At 70.2% G+C, this 17,982-nt stretch carries 20 protein-coding genes and 2 pseudogenes; 9 read left to right on the forward strand and 13 right to left on the reverse strand.

Annotated elements, in window-relative coordinates; all coding sequences use genetic code 11:
* Positions 1 to 161: 161 nt before the first annotated feature.
* A complete protein-coding gene (locus ACGF13_RS28360; RefSeq protein WP_392880301.1) occupies positions 162 to 599 on the forward strand; it encodes an Imm1 family immunity protein in 438 nt (145 codons plus the stop codon).
* A 133-nt stretch (positions 600 to 732) separates the two neighbouring features.
* A complete protein-coding gene (locus ACGF13_RS28365; protein ID WP_392880303.1) occupies positions 733 to 984 on the forward strand; it encodes a hypothetical protein in 252 nt (83 codons plus the stop codon).
* Positions 985 to 1,137: 153 nt separating this feature from the next.
* Here the strand turns inward: ACGF13_RS28365 and ACGF13_RS28370 are convergent, their stop codons facing one another.
* The 4 genes from ACGF13_RS28370 to ACGF13_RS28385 form a co-directional block, all read right to left on the reverse strand.
* On the reverse strand, positions 1,138 to 1,803 hold the full coding sequence (locus ACGF13_RS28370; protein WP_392880305.1) for a hypothetical protein: 666 nt from the start codon (positions 1,801 to 1,803) through the stop codon (positions 1,138 to 1,140).
* Positions 1,804 to 1,815: 12 nt separating this feature from the next.
* On the reverse strand, positions 1,816 to 2,118 hold the full coding sequence (locus ACGF13_RS28375) for an RNase A-like domain-containing protein (protein WP_392880307.1): 303 nt from the start codon (positions 2,116 to 2,118) through the stop codon (positions 1,816 to 1,818).
* 6 nt (positions 2,119 to 2,124) lie between these two features.
* Entirely contained in the window at positions 2,125 to 2,289 is a 165-nt protein-coding gene (locus ACGF13_RS28380) for a hypothetical protein (RefSeq protein ID WP_392880309.1), read from the reverse strand.
* 242 nt (positions 2,290 to 2,531) lie between these two features.
* Positions 2,532 to 2,954 carry a hypothetical protein gene (locus ACGF13_RS28385; protein WP_392880311.1) on the reverse strand — a complete coding sequence of 141 codons (423 nt, stop codon included), beginning with the start codon at positions 2,952 to 2,954 and terminating at the stop codon, positions 2,532 to 2,534.
* Positions 2,955 to 2,980: 26 nt separating this feature from the next.
* Here ACGF13_RS28385 and ACGF13_RS28390 point away from each other — a divergent pair, with 26 nt between their 5' ends.
* Together ACGF13_RS28390 and ACGF13_RS28395 are read left to right on the forward strand one after the other, a co-directional pair.
* Positions 2,981 to 3,493, forward strand: a complete 513-nt coding sequence (locus ACGF13_RS28390) for a DnaJ C-terminal domain-containing protein (protein WP_392880313.1) — start codon at positions 2,981 to 2,983, stop codon at positions 3,491 to 3,493.
* 708 nt (positions 3,494 to 4,201) lie between these two features.
* Positions 4,202 to 4,849: pseudogene (locus tag ACGF13_RS28395) on the forward strand (aminoglycoside N(3)-acetyltransferase); the annotation flags it as partial.
* A 108-nt stretch (positions 4,850 to 4,957) separates the two neighbouring features.
* Here the strand turns inward: ACGF13_RS28395 and ACGF13_RS28400 are convergent.
* The 4 genes and pseudogenes from ACGF13_RS28400 to ACGF13_RS28415 all read right to left on the reverse strand — a co-directional run bounded on the left by ACGF13_RS28400 (position 4,958) and on the right by ACGF13_RS28415 (position 8,759).
* Positions 4,958 to 6,484, reverse strand: coding sequence for a M1 family metallopeptidase (locus ACGF13_RS28400; RefSeq protein ID WP_392880316.1), 1,527 nt, complete (start codon positions 6,482 to 6,484; stop codon positions 4,958 to 4,960).
* 186 nt (positions 6,485 to 6,670) lie between these two features.
* On the reverse strand, positions 6,671 to 7,498 hold the full coding sequence (locus tag ACGF13_RS28405) for a sulfurtransferase (RefSeq protein WP_392880800.1): 828 nt from the start codon (positions 7,496 to 7,498) through the stop codon (positions 6,671 to 6,673).
* Positions 7,499 to 7,978: 480 nt separating this feature from the next.
* Positions 7,979 to 8,404, reverse strand: a pseudogene (locus ACGF13_RS28410) (zeta toxin family protein); the annotation flags it as partial.
* 220 nt (positions 8,405 to 8,624) lie between these two features.
* Positions 8,625 to 8,759: a hypothetical protein gene (locus ACGF13_RS28415; protein ID WP_392880318.1), complete on the reverse strand. Its 135-nt coding sequence runs from the start codon at positions 8,757 to 8,759 to the stop codon at positions 8,625 to 8,627.
* Positions 8,760 to 9,179: 420 nt separating this feature from the next.
* Between ACGF13_RS28415 and ACGF13_RS28420 the strand changes: the two genes are divergently transcribed.
* Entirely contained in the window at positions 9,180 to 9,485 is a 306-nt protein-coding gene (locus tag ACGF13_RS28420) for a hypothetical protein (protein ID WP_392880321.1), read from the forward strand.
* Here the strand turns inward: ACGF13_RS28420 and ACGF13_RS28425 are convergent.
* The 4 genes from ACGF13_RS28425 to ACGF13_RS28440 all read right to left on the reverse strand — a co-directional run bounded on the left by ACGF13_RS28425 (position 9,451) and on the right by ACGF13_RS28440 (position 13,296).
* On the reverse strand, positions 9,451 to 10,323 hold the full coding sequence (locus ACGF13_RS28425) for a bile acid:sodium symporter family protein (protein ID WP_392880324.1): 873 nt from the start codon (positions 10,321 to 10,323) through the stop codon (positions 9,451 to 9,453). The two genes, ACGF13_RS28420 and ACGF13_RS28425, sit on opposite strands and share 35 nt — an antisense overlap.
* Before the next feature lie 60 nt (positions 10,324 to 10,383).
* Positions 10,384 to 11,718 (reverse strand): Dyp-type peroxidase, encoded by a 1,335-nt coding sequence (locus ACGF13_RS28430; RefSeq protein WP_392880327.1) that lies wholly within the window; start codon positions 11,716 to 11,718, stop codon positions 10,384 to 10,386.
* A 19-nt stretch (positions 11,719 to 11,737) separates the two neighbouring features.
* Positions 11,738 to 12,676, reverse strand: a complete 939-nt coding sequence (locus ACGF13_RS28435) for a hypothetical protein (protein WP_392880330.1) — start codon at positions 12,674 to 12,676, stop codon at positions 11,738 to 11,740.
* 86 nt (positions 12,677 to 12,762) lie between these two features.
* Entirely contained in the window at positions 12,763 to 13,296 is a 534-nt protein-coding gene (locus ACGF13_RS28440) for a hypothetical protein (RefSeq protein ID WP_392880332.1), read from the reverse strand.
* 1,355 nt (positions 13,297 to 14,651) lie between these two features.
* Between ACGF13_RS28440 and ACGF13_RS28445 the strand changes: the two genes are divergently transcribed.
* Complete coding sequence (locus ACGF13_RS28445) at positions 14,652 to 14,927, forward strand: hypothetical protein (protein ID WP_392880334.1); 276 nt, start codon at positions 14,652 to 14,654, stop codon at positions 14,925 to 14,927.
* A gap of 2 nt (positions 14,928 to 14,929) precedes the next feature.
* Positions 14,930 to 15,289 carry a hypothetical protein gene (locus ACGF13_RS28450; protein WP_392880337.1) on the forward strand — a complete coding sequence of 120 codons (360 nt, stop codon included), beginning with the start codon at positions 14,930 to 14,932 and terminating at the stop codon, positions 15,287 to 15,289.
* A 199-nt stretch (positions 15,290 to 15,488) separates the two neighbouring features.
* Here ACGF13_RS28450 and ACGF13_RS28455 read toward each other — a convergent pair whose 3' ends face one another.
* Complete coding sequence (locus ACGF13_RS28455) at positions 15,489 to 16,664, reverse strand: hypothetical protein (RefSeq protein ID WP_392880339.1); 1,176 nt, start codon at positions 16,662 to 16,664, stop codon at positions 15,489 to 15,491.
* A 216-nt stretch (positions 16,665 to 16,880) separates the two neighbouring features.
* Between ACGF13_RS28455 and ACGF13_RS28460 the strand changes: the two genes are divergently transcribed.
* Both ACGF13_RS28460 and ACGF13_RS28465 read left to right on the forward strand, forming a co-directional pair.
* Positions 16,881 to 17,630: a hypothetical protein gene (locus tag ACGF13_RS28460; RefSeq protein ID WP_392880342.1), complete on the forward strand. Its 750-nt coding sequence runs from the start codon at positions 16,881 to 16,883 to the stop codon at positions 17,628 to 17,630.
* Positions 17,631 to 17,674: 44 nt separating this feature from the next.
* Positions 17,675 to 17,908 carry a hypothetical protein gene (locus ACGF13_RS28465; protein WP_392880344.1) on the forward strand — a complete coding sequence of 78 codons (234 nt, stop codon included), beginning with the start codon at positions 17,675 to 17,677 and terminating at the stop codon, positions 17,906 to 17,908.
* The last annotated feature ends 74 nt before the right edge of the window (positions 17,909 to 17,982 follow it).

Here is a 17,982-nt window from a genome sequence, read left to right on the forward strand (position 1 = left end):
GGCGGCCAACTGCCGCTCATCCCAAACCTCAGCCACCCGGGCAGGCTACTGGCAGTCGCCCTTCGCATACACGATCACGATCTACAGCCGGAGTACTAGTGGCTGGGAGTCGAAGCCCTACGGGACCGCTAGAGGAAAGAAGAAGTGGTGAGTGGAGAAAAATGGCAACGCGAGCCGAACTCCGGTACAGGGATGGTCGAATTGTCGAACCCGACTATCTCAATTCGGTCGACGAGGTCGACTCTCTGATTGGTGAACTTCTGACCGGTCCGGCGCATGAAAACTTGGCGCAAATTATTCATCTGGATCGTCCTTTGATGAGGCCTGAATGGCCCGACCATGAGCTTCTGATCGGAGTGGATAGGGCGGTTAATCTCGGCGTAGTTGCCTTCACCGATAGTGAAGGCAGCGTCATTTCTGCAGGGAGTCCCGAAACCAGGGCCGCGCCGGTGTACTACCTTGCCGGACACTGGACCGAACTCTCGGATCAGGTTGAGATTCCAATCGACATCGCTCGAAACGCCCTCAAAGAGTTCCTGATTTCAGGAGGGAAGCGACCCACGTGCGTCCCGTGGAAGGAGCGATTTCCTGACGGCTAGCCGGACAGCGACGTAGTCGCCTCTATCGCTGTTCGGGAAGACGCTGTTCCCGGTGTGCCATGCGAGTTCCGCATGGCACACCGGGGCCAACCGTCGCCGAGCTCTACCGTGCCGCCTGCGCGGCGGTGACCGCGTGACCTGGAGCTGGGAGTACCTCTCCAGCGAGCAGCACGTCACCGCCGGCGCCCTGGCCGACTTCCTGGCCGCCGTCGAACGGCGGGCCGCCGACCTCGTCCGGGCCGCTGAGGCGCTCTACCTGGACGGCACCTCCTACCAGGGCAGCGGCGAGCCGATGCGCTACCTCGACGTCGCCGGCGGCATGCTCGCCTACTACGTAGCCCCCCGCCTGGAGCTCGTCGTCTGCCAGCTCACACCCCCCATGTGACCGGGCAGAACCGACCGGGCCCCGACGTGGCACCGGCCTGCGCCCGCCGACTGCTACTCCGGAACCCCGAGGGGGCGAGCACGGCGTCAACCGGGCGGACTCAAACGAGTCCGGCCCCACCGCGTGAGTGGTGGGGCCGGAGCGATGTCCCGGTCAGTCTTCCAGGTCTGACCAGATGTTGAGACTGCCGTCCTCGACGACCCACTCGTGGTAGCCGAGCCTGCGGCCGATCTCCTCGAACCGGCTCAGCCGCGTTGGGCCAATGGGGATGAAGTACACCTTCATCGCCCGTAGGAAGAGGCGGAATCCGAGATCGGGACCGAGCTCGGTGACCGCGGCCTTCAGCGCCGGGACCACCGCGTGTAGCGGCGGCGGGTAGATGGTGGTGACTGCCTTCTCGGTCAGCGCGGGCCCGGCGCCCCGGAGTTCTGCCAGTACCGCTTCTCGCAGTTCCGGATGGTCGGCGGGGCCGGGTTCTCCGGGATCGAAGGACGGATCGTCTCGGCGGACAAAGCTGGAACAGGTGTCCGCGATCTGCTCCAGCCAGATGCGGATGCCGATTCCCGTGCCGGCCGGATCGAAGCGCGACTCCGTAGCTGCGAGCCACACCGTGGAGAGCACGGCATCGGGCAACGAGGACCGCGTCACACGGCGGACGTCCTCCGCCACCTCCCGTGCGTACGCCCGCCCTTCGACTTCGAGCAGGTTATCGACGAACGCGAGTATGCCGGCCGCGTCCCGGGGCGCGAGCCGGGACTGGAGGTACTTCGTTAGGCCACTCAACCCGAAGTCTTCGGTGAAATCGGCACGGGGCTTCATGCGGGTGCATCCTTACTTCGGGTAAGCGGTGTAGACGACGAACTTCTGAGGATGACCCCGAACGTACTTCAGGGTGATCACCACGTTGTTCCCAGTGGGTGTATCGGCCAGGGGCTTCGCCGGATCGTTGACGGTGTACGTCGTACCAAGGGAGTCTTCGTCCCTGAGTGCCCAGGTGAACGACTTCGTGTCACGCGTCGGATCGATCGGGGCATTCTTGCCGCGTCTTTCCTGCTTCGTGATCCAGTCCGCGAGTTTCTGCGCGTTGGTGCCGTTGGCGTACCACTGGTCGAAGGCCTTCTGGACCGCCCGCACGACGGTCTACTGGTCGGCCCAGACGCTCGCCACACCGTCCTTCGTGACCTTGTCAATGAGCCTCTGGCCGGAGATGTTGACGTGCTGGCTCAGGGTATGGGCCTCGTCGGCCACGGTGTTCAGACAGTTGTGGACGAGCAGATCCTGGCCCTGGCCGCCGGTGGCGCGCACGTAGAAGGGTGTGCAGGCTTCCGACAGTCAGGTTGTAGACCGCCTGGGGGTGCCAGACCGGGGCGATCCTGCAGGGCGCCGACCGTCCGCAGAGAACCGCCCGCAGTGCGCAGGCGGTCATTCGCGACCAGAGCGGAGGGCGGGGCGAGGGCGGTGGTCATGACAGACGACAAGATGCCGGTCGAGCGCCGGTGGGCAGCCGGTGCATGATGCACCGGCTGCCCACCGGCGTTCTTGTGATCTCAGGACGTCAGGTGGTGGTAGCCCGCCACAAGGAGTCGTCCGTATTCGAATTGAATCCCGAGGGCCACATACCGATCGTACTGTTTCTGGGTGACCTGTGGGCCGTAGGTGAGCGAGCCCAGGAGGAAGCGAAACGCCAGGTCAGGGCAGGCATGCATGGCCGTGTGGCTAAGTGCGGGCACCACCCCGGGAATGGACTTCCAGGAAGAGTCCTGTGCCAGCTCCAGGAGGCCGGGTGCGACGATCATGATCTCGTCCAGAACAACCCCGGTCAGGTGCTGATAAGGGCTTGGCTCCACCTCCTCCGGAGTAGCGAGGCCCTCTGTACTGAGCCGCTCCCGGCACAGCCGGATGACTTCGAGGAGCCAGTCGCGAGGGTCGATCCCCTCGCTCCTCAAGTTCAGACGGCGTTCGCTTCCCACCGCCCAGAGCGTTTCGAACACCCAGGTTGGCACGGCTGGAGCCGCGAGCCGGAGGGCAACCACCACCAGCCCTGCGAACGCTGCGCCCGGACGTCTACCCCGAACTCGACGACCTGGTCGCACGTCTGCTCGCCAAGAACCCCGACGACCGCCCCCAGGACGCCCACCAGGCCCGCACCGCCATCAACGAGATCGGCGACCGCTACTACGGCCGCCACGCACCCCGGCGCGGCAAGGACTACCCGACCGAGGTCACGCTCAGCCGGGAGGAGGCCCGGAACGGCACCATCGTTCCCCTGCGGGTCAGCTCCCGCACGACCTGCCCGGACTGCGCGGGCAACCCGAAGTACCAGGACCAGGGCTGGTGCCCGATGTGCCGCGGCTCCGGCCGCGTGCCCGCGCGAGTCCGGGAGCACCAGGTCCGTTTCCCCGCCGGCCTCCGCGAAGGACAGTGCGTCCGGCTTCGCGGCCTGGGCGAGCGCGGGACCAACGGCGGCGAGAATGGCGACCTCTACGTCACAGTGCACATCGAGCCCTGACCGCCGGGCGACTCAGGCTCGACCCCGCGTGTACGTGAAGTCGAGTTGTACCGACCAATGGTGGATGGACTATGAGTCCATCCCCGCCCCTTCGCTCTTCCCCACCCCGGCCGCGCCCGCCGCCTGCCCTGCCGACCAGGCCGGGTACGGGCGGCAACTACGAACCGATGCAGGCTGCGGTCGGGTGGGTGGTTAGGCGCGGCGTGCTCCGCCCCCACACCCGTGGCCAGCGCCAAGGGCTGCGCTGGACCAGCCCCTGCCGCCCGCCCTGCGCCGCCGGATCCGCGGTCGGGGCCGTGGCCGGCCCCGCCGCCGACCCGTCACCGCGCCGGCCGGACCGGGTGCGGTCGTGGGTGACGGTCCGGACGGCAGGGGCTCCCACCTCGCGGGGCCATGGTGGTGAGCGCCCGACGAAGTCCAGCCGCGGCCACCGCGGCTTGCCCGCCGCCCGGCCCGCTCCGGAACGGCGACGGACAGGAGGACGAGCCCGCCGTCCTGGCCGCCGACGAGCTGGCCGTCCACGGGCTCCTGATCAGCCCGCCGATTGCCAACGGCTGACGATCGGTTTCCGATCGGCTGGCCCGCCGATCCGCAGCCAATTGAGAAACCGATCCTGACCTGCGCAAACCGATCCAGCCGATCAGATCCGCCCACCCCCTGCCCAGCCCCGGAACGGAGCTCCGAAAGGACTCGGCGGGGCGTCCCGCGCTGGGTCGCGGCGAGGGCGGCGCGGCGGCCGTGGTGGCCAGCCTGCGCGAGGCGGTCGGGCCCGGCGGCACCGTCGCCGCTCCCACCTTCACCTCCGACACGGTCCGCGACCCGGCCCCCGGGCACATCGGCCCGCCCAGCCCCGGGGTCGCCGAACTCCGGGCCGCCGTCCCGCTGTTCCACCCCGGGCTCCCCACCGCCACGGGTGCGGTGGCGGAGGCGCTGCGCGCCCTGCCGGAGAGCCTGCGCGGCGCCCACCCGCAGGTCTCGGTCGCCGCCGTCGGCGCGCACGCCCGGGAGGTCACCGCCCGGCGCTCGCTCGGCTTCGCCGTCGGTCGGGAGTCGCCGTTCGGTGCGCTGCACGACCTCGGCGGGTACGTGCTGCTGGTCGGCGTCGGCCACAACCGCAACACCTTCCTGCACTACGCCGAGACCTTCGCCCCCAACTGCCGGCTCAAGCCCCGCCGCTTCCCGATGGCGATCCAGGGCGAGCGGGTCTGGATCGAGGCGCCGGACGTGGGGGACGACAACGGCACCCACTTCCCGCTCGTGGGGCGGGAGTTCGAGGAGCGGGCGGGCATTCGCGAGGTCCTGGTCGGCGAGGCGCCCTGCCGGTTGGTCCCGGTCCGCGAGCTCATACCCTTCGCCGTCCGCCGTCTCACCGAGCTGCTGGCGGCCGAGGGCTCCGGGGCCGCGCAGGCCGGGCCGACGGTCCCCGCAGTGCGCGCGGAACCGCCGGCCCGTCCCCGCGTGCCGTCAGTGACGGGCTTCGTGCACCGAGCTGGTTTCCTGGATCTTCTTCCAGGACTTCGGCTCGGCCGGCAGCTGTCCCTCGGCCCGGTCCGCGCCCGGCGCCGGCGAGGCCGCGGCCGCTGTGCCCGCCGGTACCGGTCCGACGGCGGGCTTGCTCGGGGTGAACAGCCAGGTGTTCAGCAGATCGCCGAGCTTCTGGCCCGACACCTTCTCCGCGTACGCCTGGAACTCCGGGATGGTGGCGTTGCCGTAGCGGCGCTCGGTGGGCCAGCCCTTGAGGATCTGGAAGAACTTCTCGTCCCCGACGGCGTTGCGCAACGCCTGGACGGCCACCGCACCGCGCTCGTACACGGGGCTGGAGAACTGGTTCTCCTCGCCCGGGTCGCCCGGCTTGACGGTCCAGAACGGGTCGTCGGCCGGGTGCGAGGCGTAGATGTAGTCGGCCAGTTCCTGTGCGGTGCCCTTGTTCTCGTGCTCGGACCAGAGGAACTGCGCGTACTCGGTGAAGCCCTCGTTCAGCCAGATGTCGCTCCAGCGGGAGAGCGAGACGCTGTCGCCGTACCACTGGTGGGCCAGCTCGTGCACGACCAGGGAGTCGTTGGTGCCCTTGGCGAACTGCCGGGGGCTGTAGAAGGCCCGGGTCTGGGTCTCCAGGGCGAAGTCGGTCGGGACGTTGGGCACGTATCCGCCGACGGAGCTGAACGGGTACTCGCCGAAGTAGCCGCTCAGCCAGTCGACCAGCTCGCCGGTGCGCTCGACGCTGGCCCGGGCCGCGTCGGCGTTGTCGCCGAGGTCCTTGCTGTACGCGTTGTAGACCGGCAGCCCGCCGGCCGTGGTGTCCTGGGTGATGTCGAACTTGCCGACCGCGAGCGTGGCCAGGTAGGTCGCCTGGGGGTTGTTCTCGCGCCAGCTGTACTTGGTCCAGCCCGCCTGCGAGGAGGTGCCGGTCAGGATGCCGTTGCTGATCACCTGGTTGCCGTCCGGCACCAGCACCGAGACGTCGAAGGTGGCCTTGTTGCTCGGGTGGTCGTTGCTCGGGAACCACCACCAGGCCGACTCGGGCTGACCGGCCGCCACCGCGCCGTCCGGGGTGCGCAGCCAGGCGGTGAAGCCGTACTTCTTCACGGTGGACGGCACGCCCTTGTAATGGACCACCACGGTGGCCTGGCTGCCCTTGTCCAGCGGGCGGGCCGGGGTGATCTCCAGTTCCTGCTCGCCGCTGGTGGCGAAGGTCGCGAGCTGCCCGTTGACCCGGACCTCGGAGACGTTCAGCGCGAAGTCGAGGTTGAACCGGGAGAGGTTCTGGGTGGCTGTGGCGAGGATGGTCGTGGTGCCCTCCAGTTCGTCGGTCGCGGGCTGATACTTCAGCCGGATGTCGTAGTGCGAGACGCGGTACCCGCCGTTGCCGTAGGTCGGGTAGTACGGGTCGCCGACCCCGGCGGCGCCGGGTCGGAAGTCGGTTGCCGAGGCGGGGACGGCAAGGAACAGGCTCAGGGCACTGGCAGCGGAGACGATCAGCCTCTTGCGCACGTGGTCCTCCAGGATCACCGGAACGATGGGTCGGATCGATCCTTGTCTCGGTGGTCCGCAGTCCGCTCCCCGATTATGAGACGTTCATGAAAAAAACGCGCCGAAATGACGGCGCCGCAAGGCCGTCACCCGCCCCGCCCGTCACCCCGCCCCACCCGGCCGGCCCAGCCCGGACTCCGGTGGCGCTCACGCCCCGAGCGCCACCGGAGCCCGGACCAGCGAGCCGTACTCCGTCCACGAGCCGTCGTAGTTCTTCACATGCGGGTACCCCAGCAGCTCGGTGAGCGCGAACCAGGTGTGCGCCGACCGCTCGCCGATCCGGCAGTACGCGATCACCTCGCGCTCCGGCTCCACGCCCGGCCCCCCGTACAGCGCCCGCAGCTCCTGCGCCGAGCGGAACGACCCGTCGTCGTTGGCCGCCTGCGACCAGGGCACGTTGACCGCCCCGGGGATGTGCCCGGGCACCTGCGCCTGCTCCTGCGGCAGGTGTGCCGGCGCGATCAGATCGCCCCGGAACTCCGCCGGGGAGCGGACGTCCACGAGCACCGCGTCCGCGCCGGGTTTGGCGAACACCTGGGCCCGGGCCAGGACCTCGTCCCGCAGTGCCCGCAGCTCGGGTCGCTCGGGGCCGGTCAGCCGGTAGGTGGTGTGCTGGTAGTCCATCACCTCGTGGGTGAGCTCCCGCCCCTCCAGCTCGCACTTCTTGCGCCCGCCGTCCAGCAGTCGCACCGGCCCGTAGCCGCGCAGCCGCAGCAGCCAGTAGGCGTACGCGGCGAACCAGTTGTTGTTGCCGCCGTACAGCACCACGGTGGTGTCGTCCTCCACCCCGACCGCCCGCAGCAGGTGCTGGACGCCGTCGCGGTCGACCTGGCTGTGCAGGTCGGTGGTCCAGTCCCAGCCGACCGCGCCGGGGCTGTGGTCCCGGTCGTAGGCGGTGGTGTCCTCGTCCACCTCGACGACCCGGATCGTCCCGTCGTCCCCGGGCCGGGACGGGCAGCGCAGCCACCGCCGCAGGCCTCTCCAGCCGGCGCGACTGCAGGAGATGCGGCATGAGTGGCAGGGCCAGCGCGCCGATGGCGACCAGGTCGTCGCGGTACTGCGGCATCGCCGCGTGCAGGCCCCGCTGGACGGTCCAGAACGCGGCCGCCTCCTGCTCGGTGTAGGGACGCGCCTGCTCCGCGAGTAGGGCCAGCGCCGCCGCTCCCTGCCGCGGCCGCTCCCCGCCGGCGGGCCGGCTGCGGTACAGCGCCGTGAAGTCGCGCCGATCCGCGGGTCGTTGACGCGGCGTTCGCTCGCGGCCAGCTGCCGCCGGAAGCGGCCGGTCTCCACCGCGTCCCACGAGCGAGTCCGCTCGGCGACCACGGCCTGGGCAGCGCGCGCCGGGCTCACCCAGCGCCCGTCCGGGTCGAGCCTGTTGGCGTACACGGTCTCCAGCAGGGTGTCGGTGCTGCGCCGCACCACGAAGACCCGGTCGGCCAGGTGCCCGGCCTCCACCTCGGCCAGCGCGGCGGGCAGCGCTGCGGCGCAGGCGTCGTGGTTGTCCCAGCCCACGTAACGGGCCCGGCCTTCGAGGGCCAGGCGCAGGTAGCGGTCCAGGACGCCGAGCTGGCTGAGCGCCCCGGGAACGGCCAGGGCCACGATCTCGATCCGGTAGCCGGCCCGCCGGTAAGCGGCGATCTCGGCCAGGAACTCCTCGGGGCGGCCCAGCGGCGCCTCCACCACCGCGTCGAAGCGGCTGGCCCGCAGCCGCTCCTCCACCCGGGCCTGCCAGCCGTAGGTGTCCGTGCGCACCCGCACCCCGGCAGTGCGCACGTCCTCGACCAAGAACCCGGAGTACGAGGGATGGACGGCCTTGTAGGCGTCGCGGTCCACCCGCACGGCGCCACCCCGCTGGGCAAGGGCGGCGTACACCAGGTCCACGACGAGCGTCTTGCCGCTGCCCGCCTGCCCGCCTGCCCGGCCACGAACACCACCACCGGCCGCACCTGCGGCAGCGCCCCCGCGAACGCCTGCGGCAGAATCAGCTGCCGCAGCACCGCCTTGCTCTCGGCGTCGGACAGTACGTCCGGCGCCACCTCCCCCTCACTCACCGCGCCTCCAAGCGGTCCGTGACCAACTGCCCCTGCCCCACTGCGGTTCGTCAGGAACCGCCCTTCTGCTCCTGCTCCAGGCGGCTACGCAGCGTCTGGAGGGGCTCGTCGGTCTCGCTGACGACGTACTGGCCCCAGCCGTTGATCTCGCTGCCCACCTGGGCCTTGAGCGTGGGGGAGGGCAACGAGAAGACCTGGCCGTCAGGAACCCGGCGGGGGGAACGCGAGGCTGCCCCGGCCCTTGTGGTCCGTTCACCCTGAACGGACCTTCACCTGCCCGGCCCATGGGCCGATCGTTCAGGGTGAACGGACTTTCGCATACGACGGCGGGTAGGAGACGGGTGTGAGCACGTTCCCGTACGGCTTCGACGCGGCGAAGCTGCGGGCCGCCCGCACCGCCGCGGGCGCCTCGGTCGCAGGATCGCCTGTGAGGTCGGGGTGAGCGAGCGGGCAGTGAGCCTCTACCTTCCGGGTAGCCGCGTTCCCCGCCCGGAGCTGTCGCCCCGGCTGGCCGGGGCGCTCGGCGTGGCCCCGGCGGCCCTGTGCACCGTCGAGCACGAGCGCCTGGTCCACCTGCGCGTGTTCCCGGCCGCAGCCGCGCCGAGATGGCCAAGGCGCTCGGCATCGCCGAGGAGACCTACCGCCAGTTGGAGACCACCGGGCGCCGCGGTACCCGCGCCCACTACGACCGCGCGCGTGACGAGTGGATCGCCTGGGACGACTGGGCTGCGTCGGCCTTCCACGCCAACGAGGGCCGCTACGAGATGCGGGAGATCGTCAACGCGTTCCTCTATCAGTCGCGGACCGGCTGCCAGTGGGACTATGGGGCACCGCCGGTTCCCGGTCCATGTGGTCGGCCACCGGCCCCGTCTTGTGTCACCGCTGCTGTGGGGTCCTTCGCCGGCTGCTGAGGACCGTGGCGATCGGCAGGGCTGCTGCCAGGCCGCTGAGAAGGATGGCGGCGAGGGCTCCGAGGATGGCGGGCTGGTCGTTGAAGGCGATGCCGATGGCGGCCAGTGCGGGACCGGCGTTGCGTACCGAGGCGACGCCGCCCATGGTGGTGCGCCGCACGGGTGGGCCGGTGGCCAGCAGCGTTCCCGCGGCAAAGGCGATGGCTGCGAGCAGGAACCCGGCGAGAAGGGTCAGGGAGCCGAGGAGCGCGACGACGTCCTGCCAGCTGCCGAGCAGCATGCCCGCCAGCACGATCAGGAACGTGATGTTGGAGACTGTCGCTGCCGTAGGGTGCCACGACCGTGCGGTGGGTTCGGCGTACCGGCGGATCAGCAGGCCGATGGCGAACGGTGCGAGTTGCAGCAGGGCCACGGTGCGTACCAGTGTTCCCACGTCGAGGGAGACGTCGGTGCCTACGTCGGCGGCGGTCAGGAGGCCGTTGACGGTGGGGGCGAAGGTGATACTGCCGACGGAGGCGAGCAGTACCTGCATGGCCGCGCCGCCGACGGTGTCACCGCGTTGGACCATGGCGAGTTTCGCTCCGAAGGGGCCGCCCGGGGAGGAGGCGACCAGGATGAGCGCGATGAGGGAGGCGGAGGGGAGGCCGAACAGGGCACCGATGCCCAAGCCGAGCAGTGGGACGACGACCAGGTTGGTGATCAGCGCCAGCAGCAGGAGCGGGATGTCGGCGAGAACTCCGCGCAGTGCCGGGACCGTGGCGCCCAGACCGGCGGCGAACATGGTGTCCGCGATGAAGATGACGGTGACGGCGTTGAGTACCAGGTGCAAGGTCTCCATCAGATTCCCTCGGGCGGCGGGGCACGTGGGGACGGCGCCGGGGCGTTTGGCGCCGCGCTGTCAGTCGTGCAGGCCGCCGAGCCGGCGCAGGGCGGTCAGGCTGGGCAGGAAGCAGTACTCGCCTCCTCGGGTGACGACGAATCGCGGCAGTGCGGCGAGGCGCCGGCGCAGGGGCCGGCGGGGGATGGTGAAGTCGGTGGAGCCGTCGTGGGATCCGGTGACGGGGTCCTGGGCGCTGTTTGCGCCGACGAAGACGCCGTCGTTCATCCACTGCGTCTGGACGAACTCGAACTGCCGCCCGGGGTGTGCGCCGATGAACACGAACATCAGGCCGCGGTCGGCTCCGTCGTCCTCCAGTACTCCCTCGGGCAGCGGCGGGCCGTAGACGGCGCCGCGGCGGATCATGCGGTGCAGTCGCACCTCGCCGGCCACCGCGGCGTCACGGGGGTTGGCACGGCGGATGTGGCAGCCTCCGGGCGTCTTGAATCCCGCCGGGTCGTCACTTTCGTACAGGAAGGTGTTGCGGCGGTGCGGGTCGGCGCCGAGCGAGGGGTCGTCGTGCTGCGGTGCCAGGGCCAGGGGGGCGCCGCTGCGCCAGCGTCCCATGATCTTGGCGGCGACCAGCTCCTCGTCCTCGGGTCCGGTGGAGTTGTCCTTCAGGTAGTGGCGGAAGTCGGCGACGTTCTGGTGGAGTTTGCGGAAGACCGCGTAGCTGCCGTTGCGTCCCAGTACGGTCGGCTGCGGGGTCTGGACGCCGCCGAGTTCGTCCGGGTAGCCCAGGACGAACTCACCGGCCTTCAGGGGAACTTCCAGCTGGTTGGAGCCCGGTATGCCGCTGCCTTCGACGGCTGGATGGCTGACTCCGTCGCGATAACCGAAGTGCTCGGTCTCGGTGGGCAGCGCGTAGCAGTCCTGCCGCCATATCGCCGTCACGCCGGGGAGCCGGTCGTAGGCGGGTCGGGCCCGGTCGACGGCCGCCTCCAGGCGCGCCGGGTCGGGCGCGACCGCTGTGAGCACCACATGGACGTCGGGGCTGCCCAGCGGCGCTTCCCAGTGCTCGGGGCTGCTCGCGCCCACATCACCCAGCGCTTCGGCGCGGGCGGCCATTCCCTGCCGGAACTCCCAGGCGAACGTGTCCAGCGAGGCGCGTGGCACTCCCAGCGCCTCCAGGCCGCGGCAGGTGACGGCCACACTGACCCATGTCTCTCCCGAGGGGCTGAGCGAGTCCGCCGCGGAGGTCGCCGCGTAACTCGAGCGCCGCATCAGCTCCCGCCCGTCGCGCTGGTCGTCGATGCGGAAGACGAGATACGTCGCCGCGTATGGCGTCGGCCGGGGACTGAGCACCCCGCGCTGGATGTCGTCGAGTTCCAGCGAGACGTCCGTGTGCACTCTCACCGTTGACCTCCCGCCGGCCTTACCTGGAGACGAGGTTGCGCCAGAAGTTGCGCAGGCTGTCGTCCCCGCCGAACAGAGAGCTGAAGATCGTCGAGTCCGCCAGCAGCAGATCGCCCGCGCGATCACCACTGGGCGGCATCCACAGGAGCATGTTGAACTCGGTGTTGCCGGCCTCGGTGAACGGATGCGGCCTGGAGGTGTCGATCGGCTGCCGGGCCAGCACGCGGACGGCGTCCGGGGCGTCGGTGGTCACGTCGTAGTGGGGCAGGTGCAGGTGGAAGTTGAAGTTCGTCACCCCTTCCAGCCAGCCCTTCGCATCCAGGTCCCGGACGGTGGACAGCGGGGCGATCCGATTGCCCTCGCGGGTTGCCGGACGCAGCCCGTACCGGTTCGTGACCGGCACGCCGAGGCCCTTCATCAGGTCCCGGACGTAGGTGGCGAACCGCTGCTGCCGGGGCACCAGCGGATCACCGTGGTGGCGGTATTCCATCTCCCGGACCTTCAGGTCGTCCGAGGCGCCGACATCGTGGTGCGGGCCCAGGACGAGACAGGCGTCCTCGCGGCCGAGGAACGCCCGCAGAGCCTCGATCTCCCCGGGCTGGGCCTCCTGCTCGGTGACCGCGTGGTCCAGCCCGAACACGAACAGCACGTCGGTGTCGTTGAGGACCCGCTCGTCGAGCGGTGTGAAGAAGCCCGCCTGGTCGATGCGCTGGTACACCGGAACGGGGTGTCCCGTGACCTCTTCGACGTAGTCCTGGAACGGCACCCAGGCCCGGAAGAACAGCTCCAGGGACCCGGCGATGCCCTGCTGGAACCGGTACGGGTCCGACCACTTCGGCTCCTCGTACGCGGGCCAGGCCACCCGCCTGACCTCGGTCATCGTGGAGAAGCGGTTGTCCAGCTCGGCCGCGTCGCGCCCGGCCTCGGCTGGATAGCTCCACGACACGTAAACGCTCACCCGCCGACCGTCAGGGGTCTGATCGCGCGGAATGTGCCGCTGGTTGTACGTGCGGGCGGTCCTGACCTCGCTCATTTCGCTCAGCCTCACTGCATCTGGTCGAGCATCTCCGACAGAGCGCTCTTGATCCGCAGAGCCTTCTTGATCTCGTCCGCCGTCACGTACGGATACTCCCCGTACTCGATGAAGCTCGGACAGTGGTGTTCCCGTACGAACCGCACGAACGCCTCCGGGTTCGTCCGCCAGTCCTCGGGAAACCCCTGGAGGTTCTCGAAGGCGGTGCTCACACCCGCCTTGCTGAACAGCGCGACTGCGTCCTCGGTGTACTTGTCGAAGTCGGTGTCGAAGATCCCCTGGTACATGAAGCGGGTGTCGTCGTCGAAGAGGACCCAGCGCAGATAGTGCAGCTTCAACGGCGCCAGAAGGTACGGATCCTGCTCCAGCGCCCTGGCCAGGGTGCGGCCGTACTCTCGTATCGCCTCGGCCCTGCCCGGCTTGACGTCCGCGATGATGGTGAACCCGTAACAGGCCGGAGTTCTCGGAAAGACGGGGCCGTACTTCCCCTGTTCCAGATGGTCGGTCTCCTTGGGGAGGACGACCGCCTGCGGCTTGATCTCCATGTCCGCACCTCCGCATCCCCAGGCCGGAACCCATCTTCAGCGTTGCACCAGACCGCTGGAAGCGCCCACTGAGCGCGGGGGCCGAGGGGATAGCGCCAGCCATGGAGGCGGGCGAGCGTGTCTGCCTTCCTCGCCGATGCCCTTCCCTTCAGCCCGCCCGCCGGGGCCCGCCCTCCGCCAGTGTCGGCAAACCCTCGTTTGCCGACACTCAGCCCGGTGATCCCATCCGCTCAGGTGGGACGTGTCGGGAATCCGATCCGTAGCCGGCATGGCATCGCAGGCCGAGCGGCGCTCAAGGCGGCGTTGGTCGGTGTGGCCGGGCGCTGCGCTGTGCTTCTTGTTTTCGCGTCCCGCTGGTGTCGTCCGCTCGTGTGGGTGGGGTGAGGCGCGGGCGGTGGTCCCGTGGCGGTCAGGCGGGTTCTGGGGGTGGTGGTCGCAGGAGGCGGACTTTGCCGCAACGGGCGCGGGCGGCGTCCGCGCCGAGTCCGAGCGCCTCGCCGATCGTGGCCCAGGTCGCGCCGGCCTCACGGTCGGCGACCACCGCGCACCGGACCGGTTCGCGGGTCAGCTGCTGAAAGTCGGCCGCCGCGATGCAGTGGGCGCCGGGCAGCGCCTGCCCCGCGTGCAGCGCCCCGGCGAGGGGAGTGCCTGGCTGATCTGGAGCAGGGCCACGCGCGCCCGGATCGCGGCCTTGGCACGCCCGCGGGCCCGGTAGGCGGCCTGTCGGCAGGGCCGCGGGCGCGGGCAGTACCGGCGGCCCCACCCGGAAGGACCACTGTCCGTGGACAGTCTGTCGTGCTGTCGCGCCCGCCGTACACCCCGGTCCCGCCGCTGTACACAGCCACCGCCAGGCGCGACAGCGCGACAACCGCGACAGCTGTACAGACACCCAGCGTCACCTTGATGACCGGCCCGAGGGGGTGTCAAGGTTTCCGACGGAGACCTTGACACCCACCCCGAGCGTCACCAAGGTTTCCGATGGATACCTTGATGACCGCCCCGGGCCGGGTTGCCGCCCCGTCCCTGCGCCGCCAAGGTTGGCGGTACACCTTGATGCCCGGGTTGCGGACCGGTGGCCGCCCCCTCGCGGACCTGGCCCCAGCGTGTCGAGGCGGGATCCGCTCCTGGAAGGATCGGAAGGCGGTGCGCGCCGCATCCCATTGCCCGTGGCGCGCACCGCCTGGACGGCCGGGCGCAGCCGGGGATCCCGGGCTCGCGCCGGGGAAGGGGGCGTTCGCGGTACTGGCGCTGACCGCCGTCGCGGTGCGAGGGTGCGACCATGCGGCGGGCGATCGCGTTGGCGATGGCGCTGCCGTGTTCCTTGCGGATCAGGTGGAGGCAGGTGTCGACGATGCGTGAGCTCCTACGGCATGCAGATCGCGGCCTACTCCCACGAAGGGGATGACTTCGTCGGGTTCCTGGAGGATCTGCAGGACTATCCCAAGGCGCTGACGATCGTGCGGGGCGCTGACGGTGCACCGTACCTGCTGGCGGGCTGCCGCACCGGTATTCTCTCGCTCTACCTGATGGACCGGCCGGTGAAGCAGGGCATCTTCGCCAAACTCGAGGATCGCTGGCTGCCGCGGCGCCCGGCGCAGTACCGCCTTGCCGCCACATCCCACGGAAAGTAGCCATGGCTGAGACCAAGCCGCCCGAGCAGGTCGAACCCGCTCCTTGGCGCGACCGTCGATTCCAGGTCTTCGCGGCGGGCAACTTCGCCAACAACCTCGGCGAAGCGGCCTACAAGGTCGGCCTCCCCCTCTACGTGTACGACCTGACCGGTTCGCTGGCCACCATGTTCCTGATGGCGGCCCTCGCCCCGGCGATGCTGCTGATCAGCCCGTGGCTGGGCGCCGTCGTCGACCGCTGCGAATCGGTGGTGCCGCCTTCTGCCGCCGCTCGACCCCGCGACCGTGACGCCACTTCTGGCCGGTCCGGCGGGCGATGCCGACGATCCGGCACGCCTCGGTGTTCGTATAGCCCTGCTGCATGAGCCGGGAGTATGCCTCCCGCTCCCGGCGCAGCTTCACAGGGCCCTGGGCCGTCCGGTCCTTGCGGATCTCGAAGTCCAATGCATCCCCTGAACTGGGGTGTTGCAACGACTCCTAGAACCCAAGCGAGCAGTGGGAGGCCGGGCCCTTCGGCTTCAGATGCGGGGTTGCGGTGTCAGTGCCGCACCGCGGGGGTGGGTGTCAGTGCTGGATGGTGGGGTGCAGGGTGGTGGCGGCGCTGTAGTGGCCGTCGGAGGCGGCGCCGACCTCGATTCCGACGGGCGCGGTGGGGGTTCGCTTGAGGCCGACTCGGAAGGTGTACGTGATCGGGTTGCCGTTCATCATGCCGTCCAGTTGGGCCGGTGCGACGCCGAGTCGTCCGTTGCAGTCCTCGGTCACTTCGAAGGACTTCCACTCGTTGCCGATCTTGGCCTCGACGGTGACGTCCTGTCCGGTGAGGCCCTGGCTGGAGGGCAGGGACAGGTAGACGGTCGGGCGCAGCCGGTGCGGGCCGTCGGGTGAGGTGATGTTGAAGGTGAACTCGGTGGGGGTTGTGCCGGTGACGAGTGGGGTGGGCTTGGTGGCGGAGGCCACGGTGGGGCGGTGGCTGTCGATGACGGAGGTGGTCACGGTGCCCTTGGTGAGTACCTGGTGGGTGGACGGTGTGACGGCGTCGGCTTCGATGAGCAGTCGGCCCGGGTGGTTGCTCGTGTCGAGGACCATGCGGTACTCGACGGTGCGGCTCTCGCCGGCGGCGAGGGTGAAGGCGGCGTCGTTGCCGGTGCCGGTGTAGTCCGTGCCGCCGCCCTGGCTGAGTGAGGGCATGGCCTTCCAGCCGGAGGTGTCCTTGCGTTCCAGGGTGCCCTTGGCCATGGAGAGTATCCGCTGGCACTGCGCGCCTTCGTACTGCTGGGTGGCGACCACCGGGGCCACGCTGCGGGTGCCGGTGGCGTCGTTGTTCTTCCAGGTGACCGAGAACGAGACCTGGTTGCCGACCTGGATCTTCTGGCCCTGGTGGAGGCCGTTGAAGGTGATCCCGATGCCGCCGGCGGGCTTGGCCGGGGCCTTCGTGGGGGGCTTCGCGGTGGGCTTGGTGTCGGCCTTGACGTCGGCCTTGGCGGGCACGGCCGCGGGGGCCTGCCCGGCCGGGGCCTCGGCGGCGGGCGTGGCGGTGGTCGGCGCGGCCGGGGTGGTGTCGGCCGGGGCAGGGGTGGTCGGGACGGCGCCCGCGCCGGGGGTGGCCGAGGAGCTGACCGAGGGGGCGGAGGCGGCGACGGACGACCCGCCGTTGGTCGGGCCGCAGGCGGCGACACCGGCGGCGGCGACGACGGCCAGCGGGACGATCTTCGCAATACGGGCGATAACGGACGCGTTCATGTGACAGTCCCCCCAAGGACACGGTGATGGTGGTTTCGATCGGATGAGCGGGCGCCCACTGTCGCGCCCCGAGGAGCCGGCCCGAGCCCCCCGGCTTCGCCGGCTCGCTCTCCCGGCCTCTCACCCTGATAGACGTCCATCCCGCCGGGGGGTTGCAGCCGGGTTCGAAGAACTTTTCGCGAGCCGGGGCGGGGGGCCGACCTCGCCCGCACCGCCGTGCGCGCCGCCCGCCAGGCCGCCCGCACCAGCGGCAACGCCCTCGCCCAGCGCACCACCCGGCAGACCACGGCCGCGCCGCGGCGCGGCCCGCGCGAACCCGAGCTGATCACGGACGTGTTCCTCGCCCTGGTCGCCGCCCACGGCTGGACCCTCGGCACCGCCCGCGCAGGCCTGCGCGACCGCTGGCCTGACATCGTCGGCCCCGACGCCGCCGCCCACTGGACCCGACCACCCGCCACCTGCGCGTGGTCGCCGACTCTCCGACCTGGGCCGCCCAGCTCCGCTACCAGACCAGCCACATCCTCACCGACCTTGACCGGCTGCGCGCCGGCACTGTGCGGGCCATCGATGTCCGGGTCGGCCCTGCCCCCGTGGTGCAGCACGACCAGGACCCCGACGACCGACCGGCCCGCCGCGCAGCCGGCCCGGCCCCCGCTCGCCAACTACCACGCCTACCAGGAACTGCGCCGCCGGATGCGCGAGGACGCCGCCGCCCGCCGGACCGCACTCGACGAGGCCACCGCCGAGCAGGAGGCGATCCTGCGTCGGTACTACAACCGGCTGCGCGAACCCGAGGGTGCCCACCGGCCCGCGATCGAGGACATCCCGGCCACCGACACCGCCGACCACCCCCGGCAGCAGCGCGAACGCCACCGCGCCGCCCTCGCCGTCGCCCGCGCCACCCGGGCCGGGGCGATCCCACTGCGCACCGCCCGCCCGGTTCCGCCGCAGACCGGAGCGGCGTGAGCCGGCCTCGCTCGTTTGGGGAAAGCCGGGACAATCGCGCGGCAGTGGACTGGATCGATGTTCAGGGTGTTTATGCGGGCAGCCATTCAGGCCACCACGTGGGGATGTTACTGGATGGGCACAGGCTGCTGTCGCTGACGATTCCGGGAACGGTGCCGATCCAGGCGAATTGGAGCCAGGTCATCGCGATGAGGGAAATTGCTGTGACTGCGATGGGCATCAGTGAGGATATTCTTCTCCGATTTGATCTGCGGGCGGCGATATGTGTGATTCCGTAGGCGGAGAGGGCGACGAATATTCCCACTGCGATCGACAGGGGGAGTTCGTAGTGCCAGATGCTGCTCCAATTCGT

It is taken from the genome of Kitasatospora sp. NPDC048286, assembly GCF_043201735.1.
GTDB lineage: Bacteria > Actinomycetota > Actinomycetes > Streptomycetales > Streptomycetaceae > Kitasatospora.

What these genes read in the sequence shown, in the direction of transcription:
- ACGF13_RS28360 (WP_392880301.1), top strand. Translation starts at nt 162, where the DNA reads ATGGCAACGCGAGCCGAACTCCGGTACAGGGATGGTCGAATTGTCGAA.
- ACGF13_RS28370 (WP_392880305.1), bottom strand. Translation starts at nt 1,803, where the DNA reads ATGAAGCCCCGTGCCGATTTCACCGAAGACTTCGGGTTGAGTGGCCTA.
- ACGF13_RS28420 (WP_392880321.1), top strand. Translation starts at nt 9,180, where the DNA reads ATGGCCAAGGCGCTCGGCATCGCCGAGGAGACCTACCGCCAGTTGGAG.
- ACGF13_RS28425 (WP_392880324.1), bottom strand. Translation starts at nt 10,323, where the DNA reads ATGGAGACCTTGCACCTGGTACTCAACGCCGTCACCGTCATCTTCATC.
- ACGF13_RS28440 (WP_392880332.1), bottom strand. Translation starts at nt 13,296, where the DNA reads ATGGAGATCAAGCCGCAGGCGGTCGTCCTCCCCAAGGAGACCGACCAT.
- ACGF13_RS28450 (WP_392880337.1), top strand. Translation starts at nt 14,930, where the DNA reads ATGGCTGAGACCAAGCCGCCCGAGCAGGTCGAACCCGCTCCTTGGCGC.
- ACGF13_RS28455 (WP_392880339.1), bottom strand. Translation starts at nt 16,664, where the DNA reads ATGAACGCGTCCGTTATCGCCCGTATTGCGAAGATCGTCCCGCTGGCC.